The following is a 15,927-nucleotide window of genomic DNA, read 5'->3' as shown; positions in this document are numbered from 1 at the left end:
AGGCTCAGGCGTCCTCGAGGATGAGCCCGGAGGCGATCCACGCGAGCGCCTGCGTCGGCGCGCTGCAGTTGCCCGACGGCATCGCGGGGAAGACCGACGAGTCGACGACCCGCAGACCCTCGACGCCGCGCACCCGCAGCCGCCCGTCGACCACGTCGTCGGCGTCCGGGCCGATCGAGCAGGTGCCCAGCGTGTGGATCCCGGCGACGCCCTTGTTGAGCGCGAAGTCGGCGACGTCCGCCTTGGGCGGCAGGGCCGGACCGGGCTCGAGCTCCTCCGCGACGAGCCGCGAGAAGGGCTCCGTGGCGAGGATCGCCCGGGCCTTCTCCAGTACCTTCGGGATCAGGTCGCGGTCGTGCTGCGTGGCCATGAAGTTCGGCACGATCCGCGGCGCGGCGTCGGGGTCGGGGCTCGTCACGTGGATCGAGCCCTCGCTCGTCGGAAAGGTCGGCGAGACGACCATCCGGGCGCCGGGGAACGAGTCGACCACGAGGCGGCCCGAGATCGGGTTGACGCGCGACGTCGAGATCGGCGTGAAGAACACGTGGGTGTCGGGCCGCTCGGCGGCCGGGTCGGAGCGCCAGTTGGCGACGACGTTGTAGCCGCCGAACGCGATCAGCCCGCGCCGCGTGAACAGGTACTTGAACCCCGCCCACATCTGCCGGACGAAGCTGGAGGCCTGCCGGTTGTAGCCCGCGGCGCCCTTCAGGCGGACCTGGAGCTGGATGCCGCGGTGCTCGCGCAGGTTCTCGCCGACCTTCGGGCTCGCCACGCGCACGGGGATGCCGGCGGCCTCGAGCACGTCGGGGCGGCCGATCCCGGAGCGTTCCAGCAGCTGCGGCGACTCGAGCGGGCCGCCGGCGACGATCACCTCGCGGGCGACGCGGTAAGTGACGGGCCGACCCTTGCGGCGGGCCTCGACCGCGACGACGCGGGTACCGTCGAGCACCAGCCGGTCGGCGGTCGTGCCGGTCACGACGGTCAGGTTGGGGCGGCGCCGAGCGGGGCGCAGGAAGGCGCGCGCGGTGCTCACGCGGGTGCCGCGGCGGATGCTCGAGGCGACGTACCCCACGCGCTCGTCGTCGCTCCCGTTCGGGTCCTCGACGAACCCGATGCCGTGCGTGCCCATCGCCTCGATCAGCGCGTCGCTGACCTCCTCGGTCGGGCGCGCGATCGAGACGGACACCGGCCCGCCCTTCCCGCGGTACGGGCCCGCGCCGAGCTCGTGGTCCTCCAGCTCCTTGAACGCCTGCAGGAAGCGGTCCCAGTTCCAGCCCTCGAGGCCGCGGGCCTCCCAGGCGTCGTAGTCAGGCGCCCAGCCGCGGTTCCAGACCATCCCGTTGATGGTGGTGGACCCGCCGAGCACGCGCCCCCGGGGCCAGGTCGCGACCTGCCCGTCGCCGTACTCCTCCGTCGAGTACGTCGTCGCCGAGCGTGGGTCGTTCATCGTGAAGTAGAAGCCCTTGGGCACGAGGTGCATCGGGTTGCGGCCGGGGCCGCCCGCCTCGATCAGCAGCACGCGGTGGCGGGGGTCGGCGCTGAGCCGGTTCGCGACGACGGCGCCGCCAGCACCGCTGCCGACGATCACGTAGTCGAACTCGGTCGAGGACTGCTCGGGCATGCGCGCAACCTATCTAGGTGTGGACGATGTGCGCCACTATTATGTTCTATTAATGTTCAAGTGAAGGCAGGTGGTCCACGTGGAGCAGGGGACGCTCGTCAACGACGAGATGCGCGCGGCGCTCGGCGACGAGATCGACTGGCGCACGTCGTACCCCGTCGACGCCTCCGACCTCCGGCGCTGGTCGATCGCCGTGCACTACCCGGAGGCGCCCCCGCGGCGGTTCCTGAACGCCGAGCACTACGGCGGGCTGGTCGCCCCCGACGAGTTCAACCCGTTCGCGTGGCAGGTCGCCCGGCGGCGTCGCCCGGTGGTCGTGCCGAAGGCCCGCGACACCGACCGTCCCGAGAAGGTCCATGGGATCCGTGGCCCCGGGCTGCGGCACCAGGTCGCCGGGGGCATCGAGGCCACCTACGGGGAGTCGATCCGCGTCGGCGACGTCGTCACCTCGCGCACCCGGCTGGTGGCGTACGTCGAGAAGCAGGGCCGCCTCGGCCCGATGCTGCTGACGACCACGGAGGACCGCTGGACCAACCAGGACGGCGCGTTCGTGCGGCTGCTGCGAGAGACGTCGATCCGGTACGACGCGTGAGCGGCCCCGACCCGGCGCCGGGCGTCGGCGACGTGCTGCCGTGGCTGAAGCGCGTCCCGGGCCTCGCGCACTGGAACCGCTTCGCGGCGGTCAACGACGAGTTCGTGCCGATCCACATGGACGACGAGGCCGGTCGCCGGGCCGGGTACCCCGGGGCGATCGGGATGGGGAGGCTGCAGTGGGCGTACGTGCACGTGCTGCTGCGCTCGTGGCTGCCCGACGGCGGTCGCGTGGAGCGGGTGGACCTGCGCTTCGTCGCGCCGAACCTCCGCGACCGACCGGTACGCGTCGGCGGCCGCGTGACGGCGGTCGAGGAGGCGGGAGCGGGGGGCGTCGAGAGGGCCGGGTGCCGGGTCGCCGTGGAGCTCGTGGTCGAGGACGACGCGGGCGCATGCCTGGCCCGGGGCAGCGCCCGGGTCCACATCCCCGTGTGATCCCGCGCACTCGTGCTGTTGCGCAGCCGTCCGCGCGCTACTAATCTTCTAATGAAGTTAGATCACTTCTTGCTGCGGCGACCGAACACAGTTGTCGAGTCGTCCAGCCACCCGTCCGATCTCCCGAAGGTGGCCCACCGTGCCCGACCTCCAGCAGTTCCGCATGACGATCGACGGCCGGGCCGCCGGCTCCGAGACCTTCACCGTGCTCGACCCGGCCACCGAGCAGCCGTGGGCCGAGGTGCCCGCGGCGACTCAGTCCGAGGTCGACGCCGCGTTCGCCGCGGCGGACGCCGCCTTCGCAGGCTGGGCCGCGGACGACGACGCCCGCCGCGCAGCGCTCCGCCGTGCCGCTGAGAAGGTCGGCGTCCACCTCGACGAGCTGGCAGGCCTGCTAGTGCGGGAGCAGGGCAAGCCGTACGCCGACGCGCTGGGCGAGGCCCAGGGCACGGTCGGCTGGATCCAGTGGTTCGCCGAGGTCGAGGTCCCCAAGTCCGAGGTCGTCACCCCGGGCGAGGTGCTGCAAGTGCGCTTCCCCCTCGGGGTCGTCGCGGGCATCACGCCGTGGAACTACCCGCTGATCCAGTCGGCCTGGAAGTTCGCCCCCGCCCTGCGGGCCGGCAACACCGTCGTGCTGAAGCCCTCGCCGTACACCCCCGTCGCCACGCTGCGTCTCGGGGAGCTGCTCGCCGAGGTGCTGCCCCCAGGCGTGCTCAACGTCGTCTCCGGCGGCGACGCGGTGGGGGTGGCGATGACGACGCACCCGACGACCGCGATGGTGAGCTTCACCGGCTCGACGGCGGCCGGGAAGTCCGTCGCCGCCGCCGTCGCCCCCGACCTCAAGCGGGTCACCCTCGAGCTGGGCGGCAACGACCCCGCGATCCTCCTCGACGACGTCGACGTCGACGCGATCGCCGAGCCGCTGTTCTGGGGCGCGTTCACCAACAACGGCCAGGTCTGCGGCGTCGCCAAGCGCGTCTACGTGCCGGCCGCCCTCCACGACCGGGTGGCCGACGCGCTCGCCCGCGTCGCGGAGTCCGTCGCTGTCGGCGCGGGCTCCGAGGACGGGGTGCGGCTCGGGCCAATCAACAACCGCCCGCAGTACGAGCGCGTCAACGGCCTGCTCGAGGACGCCGTGGCGGCCGGCGCGACGGTGCGCTCGGGCGGCAAGCAGGTGGGCGAGGCGGGCTACTTCCTGACCCCGACGATCCTCACCGACGTCGCGGCGGGCGCCGCGATCGTGGAGGAGGAGCAGTTCGGCCCGGTGCTGCCGCTGGTGGCGTACGACGACCTGGACGCCGTGGTCGCCGAGGTCAACGCCTCCAAGTTCGGGCTCGGCGGCTCGGTGTGGAGCGCCGACGCGAACCGCGCCCTCGGCGTCGGTCGCCGGCTGCGCGTCGGCACGGTCTACATCAACGGCCACGCGATCAACCACGGCCCGCACGTGCCCTTCGGCGGCGCCCGCTGGAGCGGCATCGGCGTCGAGAACGGGCTCGCCGGCCTGGAGGAGTACACGCAGCGCCAGATCATCTACGGCAACGGCGCCGACCTCTGAGCCTGCCCCCGCGCACCCGAGCACCCGAGCACCCGAGCACCGCCCCCGAGGAGAACCATCATGAGCGTCGACCAGATCGCGCTGGAGGACCTGCGCGCGCAGCACCGCCGCGACTACGACCCTTACAACAACGCGACGATCGCGGAGCACCTCGCCGAGATGGCCCAACGGCGCCGCGAGATGCCGATCAGCTACTCGGCGCGCGGCAACGGCACGTGGGTGCTGACGCGGTACGACGACATCGCCAGCGTGCTGCGGCGCAACAACCGCGGCTTCGTGAGCAACCCGAACGACCCCGACGGAGGGAACCCGCAGGGCGCGCAGAAGGCGCTGATCCCGATCGAGCTCGACGGCGACGAGCACAAGTTTTACCGCCGGCTGCTCGACCCCCTGTTCTCGCCGCAGCGGGTCGCCGCGCTCGAGGACCAGCTGCGCGCTGCGGCCAACGACTTCATCGACGGGTTCATCGAGCGGGGCGAGTGCGACTTCGTCGAGGAGTTCGCGATGCCCTTCCCGGGGGCGACGGTGATGCACCTGATGGGCTGGCCGCTGAAGGACCTCGGTCGCCTGAACGAGTGGACCGGCACGATCCAGCACGGGATCGTCGGCGTCTCGAAGGAGGAGAGCCAGGCCGCGCAGGGGCGGGCGGCAACGGAGATGCGGGCGTACCTCCTCGACCTGATCGCGGAGCGCCGCACGAACCTCGGGGACGACGTCACCTCGCACGTGCTGCGGGCGGAGAAGGACGGCGCGCCGCTCTCCGACGACGACCTGTTCGACCTGCTGCTCCTCCTGGTGCTGGCCGGGCTCGACACGGTGCAGAGCACCTTCGCGCAGAGCTTCATGCACCTGGGCCGCCAGCCCGAGCTGTGGGACCAGATGTTCGCGTCGCCCGAGTCGTTGGAGCCCGCGATCGAGGAGCTGCTCCGGATCGCCGCCCCCGCGGTGCCGACGCGCACCGTCGTCCACGAGTCGGTGCAGGTCGGCGAGCTCGAGCTGCCCGAGGGGGAGCGCGTGCACTTCCCCCTGGCCGCGGCCAACCGGGACCCGGCGTACTACCCCGACCCGGACCGGATCGTCTTCGACCGCGCCCCGAAGCCGCACCTCGCCTTCGGGATGGGCCCGCACCGCTGCCTGGGCGTCCACCTCGCCCGGCTCGAGCTGCGGATCGGGTTCACCGAGCTGCGGCGCCGGATGCCGCGGTTCAGCCTCGACGAGTCCCGGACGCCGACCGAGCACCTCGGGCTCGCGTGGGGCGTGGGCAACCTGCACCTGCTCTTCGAGCCCGGTCCGCGCGAGCGTTCCTGAGGTCGTCGCGCCTCCCTCCGCGGGCCGTTCTCCGCACCCACCTGCGGGCGCCGGTCCGCGCGGCACCGTCGCGATCCTCGCGGTCGCGGTCTGCTCGTTCGCCCTGATGCAGTCGCTGACCGTCCCGGTGCTGGCGCGGATCGCGCAGGAGTACGACGCGGCGCAGTCGACGGTCACCTGGGTCCTCACGGGGTACCTCCTCGCCGCCTCGGTGGCGACGCCGATCGCCGGCCGGCTCGGCGACGTCCACGGCAAGCGCCGGGTGCTCGTCGTCTCGCTCGGCCTGCTCTGCGCGGGTTCGCTGCTGGCCGCGGTCGCGCCGTCCGTCGGCGTGCTGATCGCCGCCCGGGTCGTGCAGGGGCTGGGCGGCGGCGTGGTGCCGCTGTCGTTCGGGATCGTCCGGGACCGGCTCGACCTCCCCCGGGTGCCGGGGGCGATCGGCCTCCTGTCGTCGCTGATCGCGGTGGGGACAGGCGCCGCGGTCGTCGTGGCGGGGCCGATCATCGCGACCTTCGGGTTCGCGGCGCTGTTCCTGCTGCCCGCCGCGGTGACGGGCGCGGCCGCGGTCGCCGCCCGGCTGCTGCTGCCCGACCCGCCGCGCGGCGAGCGCGCCCGGCTGCCCCTGCTGCCGGCCGTGCTGCTGGCCGCGTGGCTGGTCGCCCTCCTCCTCGGCGTGACGCGGGCGCCCGTCCTGGGGTGGACCTCGGCGCCCGTGCTCGCGCTGCTCGGCGGCGCCGTCGTGGTCGGTGGCCTGTGGGTGCGCCAGGAGCGTCGGGGCCCCGTACCGCTGATCGACCTGCGCCTGCTGGCCCGGCGCCCCGTCTGGACGGTGAACGTGGCCGCCATGCTGCTCGGGGGAGCTCTCTACGCGTTCGTCGCGTTCGCGCCGCAGCTGCACCAGACACCGACCTCGGCCGGCTACGGGCTGGGCGCGACGGTGACGGGCTCGGGGCTGCTGATGCTGCCCTACTCCGTCGCCACCTTCGTGCTGGGACTCCTGTCGGCGCCGCTCGCGCGGCGCTTCGGCGGCCCGTCCGTTGCCGCGGCCGGCTGCCTCGTCACCGCCGCGGCGACGGCGCTGCTGGCCGTGGCCCACGACGCCGTCTGGCAGGCGGCGCTCGTCAGCACCCTCGTGGGTGTCGGCAACGGGCTCGCCTTCGCGTGCCTGACGAGCCTGCTCGTCGCCTCGTCGCCGCCCGAGCACAGCGGGGTCCTCAGCGGGATGAACGCGAACCTCCGCACGATCGGGGGATCCGTCGGCACGGCGGTCGTCTCCAGCGTGGTGACGGCGCGAACGACGGCGGACGGGCTGCCCGTCGAGGGTGGCTACGTCGCCGGCTTCCTCGTGCTCGCCGTCGCGCTCGTCGCCGCCGCGGTGGTCGCACGGCTGGTGCCGACCCCGCCCCGCACCCGGGGTGGGCGGCTATAGTTGTGTTGAACTGCTGGACAAGTAATGGAGTAGCATCGTAGCGTGACGCATGACACGCCGCGGCGCCCACGGTCGACGTCGCGGCTCGAGGCAAGGATCTCCACGTAATGCTGACTGAGCTGCTGCCCTTCGTCGTCGCGGGAGTCGCGACCGGCGCCATCCTGGGCATCGCCGGCACCGGTCTTGTGCTCACCTACAAGACGTCCGGCATCTTCAACATCGGCCACGGCGCCGTGGCTGCCGCGGCGGCCTACGTCTTCTACTTCCTGCACGTCGAGCAGGAGCTGCCCTGGATCCCCGCGTTCCTGCTGGCTGTCGTCGTCCTGGGGCCCGTGTTCGGGCTCGTGATGGCCGCGATCAGCCGGTCGCTGGCGGAGCAACGCGCCGCGATGAAGATCGTCGCCACAATCGGGCTGATCCTGATCGTGCAGGGCCTCGCGACGGTGAAGTACGGGTACAACGGCCTCCAGGTGCCGCAGTACCTCCCGAACGGGCTGCAGACCTTCGAGCTCGGCGGCGTCTTCGTCTCCTACGCCCAGGTCACGGTGATCGGGATCTCGCTGGTCGCCGTCGGGGCGCTCTTCGTCTTCTTCCGCACCTCGCGCACCGGCCTCGCGATGCGGGCGGTCGTCAACGACCCCGAGCTCGTCGGCCTGCACGGCACGAGCCCGCAGCGCGTGCAGCGCCTCGCCTGGGTGATCGGCGCGACCTTCGCCGCGCTCTCGGGCGTCCTGATCGCCCCGGTGAGCGGCCTGGAGTCCGTCGCGCTGACGTTCCTCGTGGTCCAGGCGTTCGGCGCCGCCGCGGTCGGCGCCTTCTCCAGCATCCCGCTGACGTACGTCGGGGCGCTCGTGATCGGCGTCGCCGCCAGCCTGACGACGAAATACGCGCTCGAGCTGCCCGAACTCGCCGGGCTGCCCGCGAGCCTGCCGTTCGTCTTCCTAATCGTCGCGCTGCTGGTGCTGCCGAAGAGCAGGCTCGTCGCTCCGGCGCGCAACGAACGGGCGCCGAACGTGCCCTGGCACGGCCCGACGTCCTCCCGCCTCGTCGCGGGCGTGGTCGTGGTCGGCGCCCTCGCGCTGGTGCCGACCTTCGCGGGCGCCAAGCTGACCTACTTCACGACCGGTCTGACGCAGGCGATCATGCTCCTCTCGCTGGGCCTGCTGATCCGCACCGCCGGCATGGTCTCGCTGTGCCACGCGGCGTTCGCGGCCATCGGTGCCGCCGCGTTCGCCCAGTTCGCCGGCGACGCCGGCATGCCCTGGCTCGTCGCCCTGATGCTCGGCGCCTTCGTCGTGGTGCCCGTGGCGGCCCTGCTCGCGCTCCCCGCGATCAGGTTGTCCGGGCTGTTCCTCGCGCTGGCGACGCTCGGCTTCGGCCTGATGGTCGAGCAGCTGCTGTACTTCCGCGACTTCTTCTTCACCCAGACCGGCATCGGCCGGGAGATGCCGCGGCCCTCCGGCTTCAAGAGCGACGACCGCTACTACTACGTCGTGCTCGCCTTCTTCGTGGCGACGGGCGTCGCGATGATGCTGATCCACCGGGGCCGCCTGGGCCGCGTGCTGCAGGGGCTCTCGGAGTCGCCGCAGGCGGTGCGAACGCTCGGCCTCAACGTGAACCTGACGCGCCTCATCGTCTTCTGCGTCTCCGGCTTCTTCGCGGGTGTCGCCGGCATCCTCTACGGCGCGTCGGCGAACTACGCGGCGCTCGGCGACCCGCAGTTCATGGCGTACCAGTCGCTCGTCCTCGTGGCGACGCTCGCGCTGATGCCGTTCCGCGAGCCCTGGTACGCCGTGATGGGCATTGCGGCGGCGGTGATCCCGGCGTACATCCACGGCGAGTCGACGGCCGCCTGGATGAACGTGCTCTTCGGCTTCTTCGCCATCGTCACTGCGACGCAGGGCGGTACTCCGGCCATGCCGGCCCCCGTCCGCCGCGCGGTCGACCGGGTGTTCCGCAGCCGGCGCCCGAAGCCCGCGCCGACGCGGGTCGCCACGGACGGCGAGGGCTACCGCCTGCGCGACGGGGCCAGCGGCCTCGAGGTGCGCGACCTGACGATCCGCTACGGCGGCCGGACGGCGGTCGACGCCGTCAGCTTCACCGCACCAGTCGGGCAGATCACGGGGCTGATCGGGCCCAACGGCGCGGGCAAGACGACCACCTTCAACGCGGTGAGCGGGCTCCTCTCGCCGTCGGAGGGTGCGGTGCTCCTGCACGGGTCGGAGGTCACGTCCCTCAGTCCCGGTGCCCGCGGGCGCCGCGGGCTGGGCCGGACGTTCCAGCTGATGCAGCTCGCCGACTCCCTGACGGTCGCCCAGAACGTCGAGCTCGGCGTCGAGTCGGGTCTCGCGGGCTCGTCGGTGCGCGGCCAGCTGGTCGCCTCCCCGGCCGAGCGCCGCGCGACGGTCGCCGCCGCGGAGCGGGCGATGGAGCTGTGCGGGATCACGCACCTGCGTGACCAGCACACGGGCGCGCTGTCGACCGGGCAACGCCGCCTCGTGGAGCTCGCCCGGTGCCTCGCCGGCCCGTTCGATCTGCTGCTGCTCGACGAGCCGTCGTCCGGGCTGGACCCGGTGGAGACCGAGCAGTTCGGCTCGACGCTCGAGCGCGTCGTCGCCGAGCGCGGCTGCGGGATCCTGCTGGTCGAGCACGACATGGCGCTGGTGCTCCGCATCTGCCGGGAGATCCACGTCCTCGACTTCGGGAAGCTTCTCTTCCATGGCACGCCCACCGAGGTCCGCACCAGCCCGGTCGTCCAGGCGGCCTACCTCGGCAGCGCCGAGATCATCGAGGAAGAGCTCGACCAGTCCGTCCAGGAAGGACTCGTCCGATGACCGCGGTCACCACTCCCCCCACCTCCGCAGCCGGTACGACGGCCGCCGCCCACGCCGCCCTCGAGCTGCGCGGCGTCGACTGCAGCTACGGCGACACGCAGGTGCTGCGCGACGTATCCCTCGTCGTACGCCCCGGCCGGGTCACCGCGCTGATCGGGCCCAACGGGGCTGGGAAGACGACCTCGCTGCGCGTCGCCTCGGGCCTGCTGCGGCCCACGACCGGGACCGTGCTGTTGGGCGGCGAGGACATCACCGGGGTGCCGACGCACCGCCGGTCCACCCGCGGGCTGTGCCACGTGCCCGAGGGACGCGGGGTCTACCGCAACCTCACCGTGCAGGAGAACCTCACGATGCAGGCGCCGCGCGGCACCGTCGCCGCCGGCATCGAGCGCGCGACCGCAGCCTTCCCCGTGCTGGGCCAGCGGCTGCAGCAGAAGGCGGGCACGCTCAGCGGCGGGGAGCAGCAGATGCTGTCGCTGTCCGCGGCGTACCTGCGCAACCCGTCCGTGGTCCTCGTAGACGAGCCGTCCCTCGGGCTCGCGCCGATCATCGTGGACGTCGTCTTCGAGTTCCTCCAGACGCTGGGCGCCGAGGGCGTCTCGCTGCTCCTGGTGGACCAGTTCGCGATCCGCTCCCTGTCCATCGCCGACCACGCGTACGTGCTGCGGCGCGGCCGCGTGGCGTACGACGGCCCGGCCGACGAGCTGCTCGACGGCAACATGTTCGAGCAGTACATCGGCGAGGGAGCCTGAGCGCGACGGCCTGAGCGCGGCGCTCGACCACCGACCGAACGAACGACCACGAGACCACGGAGGCACACCGCATGCCGACCATGCTGGAACGGGCCGAGAGCCACGGCCTGCCCGTCCACCTGCTCGACCTGGAGAACGACGAGCGGCTCGCCGCCGACCCCTTCGGGGTCTGGGACGAGATGACGAAGGTGGCACCGCTCTTCTACAGCCCGGCCAACCGAGGTTTCCTTGTCGCCTCGGACTTCGACACCATCAAGACGGTCCTGCGGGACGCGAAGACGTGGGCGAACCTGCCCACGACGATCGTGTACACCAAGGAGCAGGTCCTGATGAACACGCCACCGATCAGCATGGACCCGCCGGTCCACACGAAGTTCCGGCGCGCGCTGATCCCGCTGTTCGCCCCGAACGAGGTCACGCCGCTCGAGCCGCGGATCCACGAGATCACGCACCGCCTGATCGACGAGATGCTGACGAAGCCCGACCCTGACTACATCCGGGACTTCTCCTCCCAGCTGCCGGCGCGCTTCTTTCTCGGTTGGCTCGGGCTCGGCGACGACGACGTCAGTCGGATGTACCAGCTCGCCCAGCGCGCCACCTTCGAGTTCGAGGACCAGGCGAAGCGCGACGCCGTCGAGCACGAGATCGGCGAGATCGTCGGCAACCTGTTCCGGGCCCGCAAGGAGCACCCGCAGGACGACCTGGCCAGCAAGATGCTGGCAATGGAGATCGACGGGGAGCCGATCGACGTCGACCTGTGCATCGACATCGGCCGGCTCGCGTTCATCGCCGGCCAGGACACGACGTCGACCCAGCTCGGATACATCATGTGGCACCTCGCCCGGAACCCCCAGGACCGCGCGCACATGGTGGCGCGCCCCGAGCTCACGAACGACGCGGTCGAGGAGCTGACCCGGTACTACAACACCGGCGGCCCCGCCGGTCGGATCGCGCGGCAGGCCGGCGAGCTGAACGGCTACCCGATCGAGCCGGGCGACCGCGTCTTCATCGCCCGCTGCGGCGCCGACCGGCAGTTCGCGCCGGAGGTGCAACTGGACCGCAAGCCCAACCGCCACACCGCCTTCGGGCTCGGGATCCACCGCTGCCTCGGCTCGCACGTCGCACGCGTCGAGATGGAGATCGCGCTCAAGGTCTGGCACGAGCGGATCCCGGAGTACCGGATCGCCGACGGCTTCGCGCCGCGGCACCGCTACGGGTCGTTCATGCAGCAGCTCACCAGCCTCCCGCTCGCCCTCGGCTGAGCCGGACCACCACGACAGGAGACGAGAGATGACCGCACAGCAGACGGAGACCGGCCTGCGCTACCGGATCGACACGGAGTTCTGCGCCGGCCACGGCCGGTGCTACGCCCTCGACCCGGACGCTTTCGTGTCCGACGACGTCGGGTACGGCGAGGTCGTCGACAAGGTCCACCCCTTGTCGCGCCGCGACGAGATGGAGTCGGTCGCGGTCGCGTGTCCGGAGGAGGCCGTGACGGTGGTGGGCTCCGAGGACTGAATCCCAGCGCCCACGACGAAGGGGGCGGCGAGCATCCTGCCGGATGCTCGCCGCCCCTTCGTCGTACCGGGACGGGGCCGTGGGCCCGCGGGCCCCGGCTCAGCTCAGCTCGAAGCCCTTGTAGCCGGCCTCGGCCGACTCGGCGATGCGCTCGCGGTACTGGGGCTGGCCGCCGGCGTACAGCAGGTACGCCCGCTGGCGACCGTCGCCAACGTTGGTGCCGAAGGCCCAGCCGCTCGCGTCCTCCTGGAGCGTGCCCTCGATCCCCGACAGCACGTGCTCGTGCCACTCCTGCTCGGCCGCCTCGGTGGTCTCGATCCGGCTCAGGCCGCGGTCGCGCAGGTGCGCCACGCAGTTCGCGACCCACGTCGCCTGCGTCTCGGTGACCCGCGGGATGATCCCGGCCGAGCTCTGCGGACCGCCCACGAGGAACAGGTTCGGGAACCCGGCGGCCTGCATCCCCAGGAAAGTGTGGGGCCCGTCCACCCAGTGCTCCTGCAGGGTGCGCCCGCCGGTGCCGCGGATGTCGATCGACTCGTACGACCCCGTGACGGCGACGAAGCCGGTCGCGATCACGATCACGTCGAAGTCGTGGCTCTCGATCGCGGTCTCCAGACCCGTGGGGGTGTAACGCACCAGCGGGTCCTCAACGGTGGACACGAGCCGTACGTGCGGCTCGTTGAACACCTCGTAGTAGCCATTCTCCAGCGGCGGGCGCTTCTGGCCGAAGCCGTGGTCGTCCGGGGTCAGGAGCGCGGCGGTGCGCGGGTCCTTCACGCGCTCGCGGATCCGCTCGGTCAGGTAGGCGGTGAGGTGGCCGTTCGCCTCGCGGGAGAGCGCGACGTCACGGAAGTTGCCCAGCACGAACGCCATCCCCGGCGCGTCGTAGAGCCGGTCCCAGACCGCGCGGCGCTCCTCGTCGGACAGGGCGAGGGACGACTCGGTCATCGGCGCATGGATCGCGCCGCCGGGCGTCTCCTGGGTGCGCGTGTAGATCTCCTGGATGCGCTCGCGCAGGTCGGCGGCGCGCGCGTCGTCGATCGCGAAGTTGTTGATCGGCGTGGCCCAGTTGGCGGTGCGCTGGAAGACGGTCAGCGACGCGGCGTCCTTGGCGAGGAACGGGATGACCTGTACGCCGCTCGAGCCGGTGCCGATCACGGCGACCCGCTTGCCGCGGACGTCGACGTCCGCCACCGGCCAGGTGCCGGTGTGGTGCCACTCGCCCTGGAAGTCCTCCAGGCCGGGCACGCGCGGGAACGCGGGCTTCGACAGGATGCCGAGGGCGGTCACGAGGTACGTCGTCAGGTACACCTCGCCCGTCGCGGTGGTGACCTCCCAGACGCGCTCGTCCTCCTGCCAGTGCGCGGAGACGACCCTGGCGTCGAAGCGCATGTCCTTGCGCAGGTCGAGCCGGTCGGCGACGAAGTTCAGGTAGCGCTCGGTCTCGGGCTGCCCGGCGTACTCCTCCGACCACGTCCACTCCTCGAGGATCTCGGGGGAGAAGAAGTAGCCGTACGTGTAGCTCTCCGAGTCGAACCGCGCGCCCGGGTAGCGGTTCCAGAACCAGACGCCGCCGACGCCCGAGCCCGCCTCGAGCAGCACGGTGCGCAGCCCCTTGCCGCGCAGCTCCCACAGCTGGTGGATCCCCGAGATGCCGGCACCGACGACGAGCGCGTCGACGCGGGTGGGGGAGGCGTCGGGGGAGGCGTCGGTCGGGGTGGGGGTGGCGTCCGGCATCGGTGACCTCTCGTGTGAGTCCGTGGGAGGGCGACGCCCTCTCCAATTATGTTACGTCCATCTGCAATGATGGTGAAGGCATAATAGGATCTGGTTCGAGAAGAGTGACCCGGGGGTGAGCGTCGTGGGGCAGCGGGGCAGTCGCAGCGCCGCCGGCGCACCCGGCGCGCCCGGCATCGTCCTCGTCCACGGCAGCGCCGCGCACGCGGGGTGGTGGGACCACGTCGCCGCCGCGCTGGCCGACGAGGCGCCGCTCGTGGCGCCGGACCTGAGCGGGCACGGCCGGGGCCCTCGGCGCGCGTCCTACACGCTGTCGGGCTGGGCCGGCGAGGTCGCTGCCGCCCACGCGGCGCTCGGGCCCGGGCCGCACGTGGTCGTCGGCCACAGCATGGGCGCGCTGGTGGCGCTGCGCGTTGTCGAGGAGCACCCCGACCTGGTCGCCGCGCTGGTGCTGGTGGACCCGCCGTTCCGCACCGTCGACACGCGGGCCCGGGCGCTGCGCTCACGGATCGTGACGAAGACGCCGCGGGTGTACGCGAGCCGCAAGGAGGCAGAGGCGCGCTGGCGCCCAGCCCCCGACCAGCCGATCCTGTCCGGGCTGCGCGAGGCGATCGCCGCGGGGTCCGTCGGACCGGTCGAGGGTGGTTGGGGCTGGCGGTTCGACCCGCGCACCTTCGACCGCCCGGACGTCGACGTGGAGGAGGTCGGGCAGGTCGGCGTACCGGCACTCGTCCTGCGTGCCGGGCACGGGATGCTCGAGCCGGCCCGCGCGGAGCGCCTCGTCGCGCGCCTCGGCGCCACCGCCCGCCTCGAGGTGGTGCCCGACGGGCACCACCACCTGATGCTCGACCAGCCCGACCGGGTGGTCGACGCGATCCGTCGTACCCGCGCCCGCGCGCTCGCCGCGCCGGCCGCCGAGAACAGGAGTGGACGATGACCGCACGTGCCCTGGTGGTCGGAGGCACCGGCCCGACCGGCCCCCACGTCGTCGACGGGCTGCGTCGGCGCGGGTTCGAGGTGACGATCCTGCACCGGGGCACGCACGAGGTGCCCGAGCTCGCCGACCTCGAGCACCTGCACGCGGACCCGCACTTCGAGGAGAACGTTCGCGACGTCGTCGGCGACCGGACGTTCGAGGTGGTCGTCGCGACGTACGGCCGCCTGCGCCACGTTGCCGCGGCCCTGGCCGGGCGGTGCGAGCGGTTCGTCGGGGTCAGCGGCGTCCCGCTCTACCCCGGCTACCACGAGCCCGGCAGCGTCCGGCCCTACGGGATGGCGGTGGCAGCGGCGGAAGACTCGGTCCCAGACACAATCCCGGGTGGGCCGGGCGGGGCGACCTCGGACGCAGCGCGGTTCGCGGGCTCGATCCGGCGCGCGGAGCTGGCGGTGCTGGACCTCCATGCCGGCGGCGCGTTCGCCGCGACGCTGTTCCGCTACCCGTCGATCTACGGACCGCGCCAGCTCTATCCGCGGGACTGGTCGGTCGTGCGGCGCGTCCTGGACGGCCGCCGCCGGATCATCCTCGCGGACGGCGGCCTCACGCTGGTGACGCGCTGCGCGGCGCAGAACGCGGCCGCGTTCCTCCTCGCCGCGCTCGACGCCCCGGAGGCCGCCGCGGGCGAGGTGTTCAACGTGGCCGACCGCGACCAGTACTCCCTGCGGCAGTGGGTCGAGCTGACGGCCGGCTTCGCGGGCGGCGAGCTCGAGGTCGTCGCGCTCCCGTTCGACCTCGCGGGACCGGGGCGCGAGCTGTTCCCGGTGCCCCACACCGCCCACGGGCTGGTGACGGCCGAGAAGGCCCGGACGCTGCTGGGGTACGTCGAGCCGGTCACGGCCGCGCAAGCGCTGCGCAGCACGGTCGAGTGGTACCTGGAACACCCGCCATCGCCGAGCACCACCGAGCGAATGATCGACTCCTTCGACTACGCGGCCGAGGACCGGGCCGTCGTGGCGTACCACGACGCGACGGCAACGCTGCTGCGCAGCCAGGCGGCCGCGTCGTCGGCCGACCACCCTTATGCCCACCCGACCGCCCCGGGCGCCGTCGACGAGAAGGGGCGCTGACCCAAACCGTGTTTCCTAGTTATGTTATTGCTTGACTGCGAACATCATTGGACCCTAGCGTGCTGCGCGTCACATCCACCGGT

Annotated in this window: 13 protein-coding genes; 11 read left to right on the top strand and 2 right to left on the bottom strand. The window is 72.3% G+C overall.

Features of this window, described 5'->3' with window-relative positions; genetic code table 11:
• Nucleotides 1–4: 4 nt before the first annotated feature.
• Nucleotides 5–1,621, bottom strand: a complete 1,617-nt coding sequence (locus tag RDV89_RS03695; RefSeq protein WP_315731394.1) for a GMC family oxidoreductase — start codon at nucleotides 1,619–1,621, stop codon at nucleotides 5–7.
• 79 nt (nucleotides 1,622–1,700) lie between these two features.
• On the opposite strand from RDV89_RS03695, the gene RDV89_RS03690 reads away from it, so the two are divergent.
• From RDV89_RS03690 to RDV89_RS03650, 9 genes are all read left to right on the top strand, one after another.
• A complete protein-coding gene (locus RDV89_RS03690; RefSeq protein WP_315731392.1) occupies nucleotides 1,701–2,213 on the top strand; it encodes an FAS1-like dehydratase domain-containing protein in 513 nt (170 codons plus the stop codon).
• On the top strand, nucleotides 2,210–2,647 hold the full coding sequence (locus tag RDV89_RS03685) for a MaoC/PaaZ C-terminal domain-containing protein (protein ID WP_315731390.1): 438 nt from the start codon (nucleotides 2,210–2,212) through the stop codon (nucleotides 2,645–2,647). The genes RDV89_RS03690 and RDV89_RS03685 overlap by 4 nt, the downstream gene beginning before the upstream one ends.
• A gap of 139 nt (nucleotides 2,648–2,786) precedes the next feature.
• On the top strand, nucleotides 2,787–4,202 hold the full coding sequence (locus tag RDV89_RS03680) for an aldehyde dehydrogenase family protein (RefSeq protein ID WP_315731388.1): 1,416 nt from the start codon (nucleotides 2,787–2,789) through the stop codon (nucleotides 4,200–4,202).
• A gap of 60 nt (nucleotides 4,203–4,262) precedes the next feature.
• On the top strand, nucleotides 4,263–5,510 hold the full coding sequence (locus tag RDV89_RS03675) for a cytochrome P450 (RefSeq protein WP_315731386.1): 1,248 nt from the start codon (nucleotides 4,263–4,265) through the stop codon (nucleotides 5,508–5,510).
• A gap of 73 nt (nucleotides 5,511–5,583) precedes the next feature.
• Complete coding sequence (locus tag RDV89_RS03670; protein WP_315731524.1) at nucleotides 5,584–6,939, top strand: MFS transporter; 1,356 nt, start codon at nucleotides 5,584–5,586, stop codon at nucleotides 6,937–6,939.
• Between the two features lie 107 nt (nucleotides 6,940–7,046).
• Nucleotides 7,047–9,773, top strand: a complete 2,727-nt coding sequence (locus RDV89_RS03665) for an ABC transporter permease subunit (RefSeq protein WP_315731384.1) — start codon at nucleotides 7,047–7,049, stop codon at nucleotides 9,771–9,773.
• Complete coding sequence (locus tag RDV89_RS03660; RefSeq protein ID WP_315731382.1) at nucleotides 9,770–10,525, top strand: ABC transporter ATP-binding protein; 756 nt, start codon at nucleotides 9,770–9,772, stop codon at nucleotides 10,523–10,525. Before RDV89_RS03665 ends, RDV89_RS03660 begins: the two co-directional genes overlap by 4 nt.
• Nucleotides 10,526–10,596: 71 nt before the next feature.
• Entirely contained in the window at nucleotides 10,597–11,787 is a 1,191-nt protein-coding gene (locus RDV89_RS03655) for a cytochrome P450 (RefSeq protein ID WP_315731380.1), read from the top strand.
• A gap of 28 nt (nucleotides 11,788–11,815) precedes the next feature.
• Complete coding sequence (locus RDV89_RS03650; protein WP_315731378.1) at nucleotides 11,816–12,043, top strand: ferredoxin; 228 nt, start codon at nucleotides 11,816–11,818, stop codon at nucleotides 12,041–12,043.
• A 99-nt stretch (nucleotides 12,044–12,142) separates the two neighbouring features.
• Here the strand turns inward: RDV89_RS03650 and RDV89_RS03645 are convergent, their stop codons facing one another.
• A complete protein-coding gene (locus RDV89_RS03645; RefSeq protein WP_315731376.1) occupies nucleotides 12,143–13,780 on the bottom strand; it encodes a flavin-containing monooxygenase in 1,638 nt (545 codons plus the stop codon).
• A gap of 115 nt (nucleotides 13,781–13,895) precedes the next feature.
• Between RDV89_RS03645 and RDV89_RS03640 the strand changes: the two genes are divergently transcribed.
• Both RDV89_RS03640 and RDV89_RS03635 read left to right on the top strand, forming a co-directional pair.
• Nucleotides 13,896–14,717, top strand: coding sequence for an alpha/beta fold hydrolase (locus tag RDV89_RS03640; protein ID WP_315731374.1), 822 nt, complete (start codon nucleotides 13,896–13,898; stop codon nucleotides 14,715–14,717).
• Nucleotides 14,714–15,844, top strand: a complete 1,131-nt coding sequence (locus RDV89_RS03635) for a Rossmann-fold NAD(P)-binding domain-containing protein (RefSeq protein ID WP_315731371.1) — start codon at nucleotides 14,714–14,716, stop codon at nucleotides 15,842–15,844. Before RDV89_RS03640 ends, RDV89_RS03635 begins: the two co-directional genes overlap by 4 nt.
• Nucleotides 15,845–15,927: the final 83 nt, after the last annotated feature.

This window comes from Nocardioides imazamoxiresistens, assembly GCF_032378595.1.
GTDB classification, from domain to species: Bacteria; Actinomycetota; Actinomycetes; order Propionibacteriales; family Nocardioidaceae; genus Nocardioides; species Nocardioides imazamoxiresistens.
The sequence above is the reverse complement of the archived record's forward strand: the minus strand, read 5'-3'. Positions and strand labels throughout refer to the sequence as shown.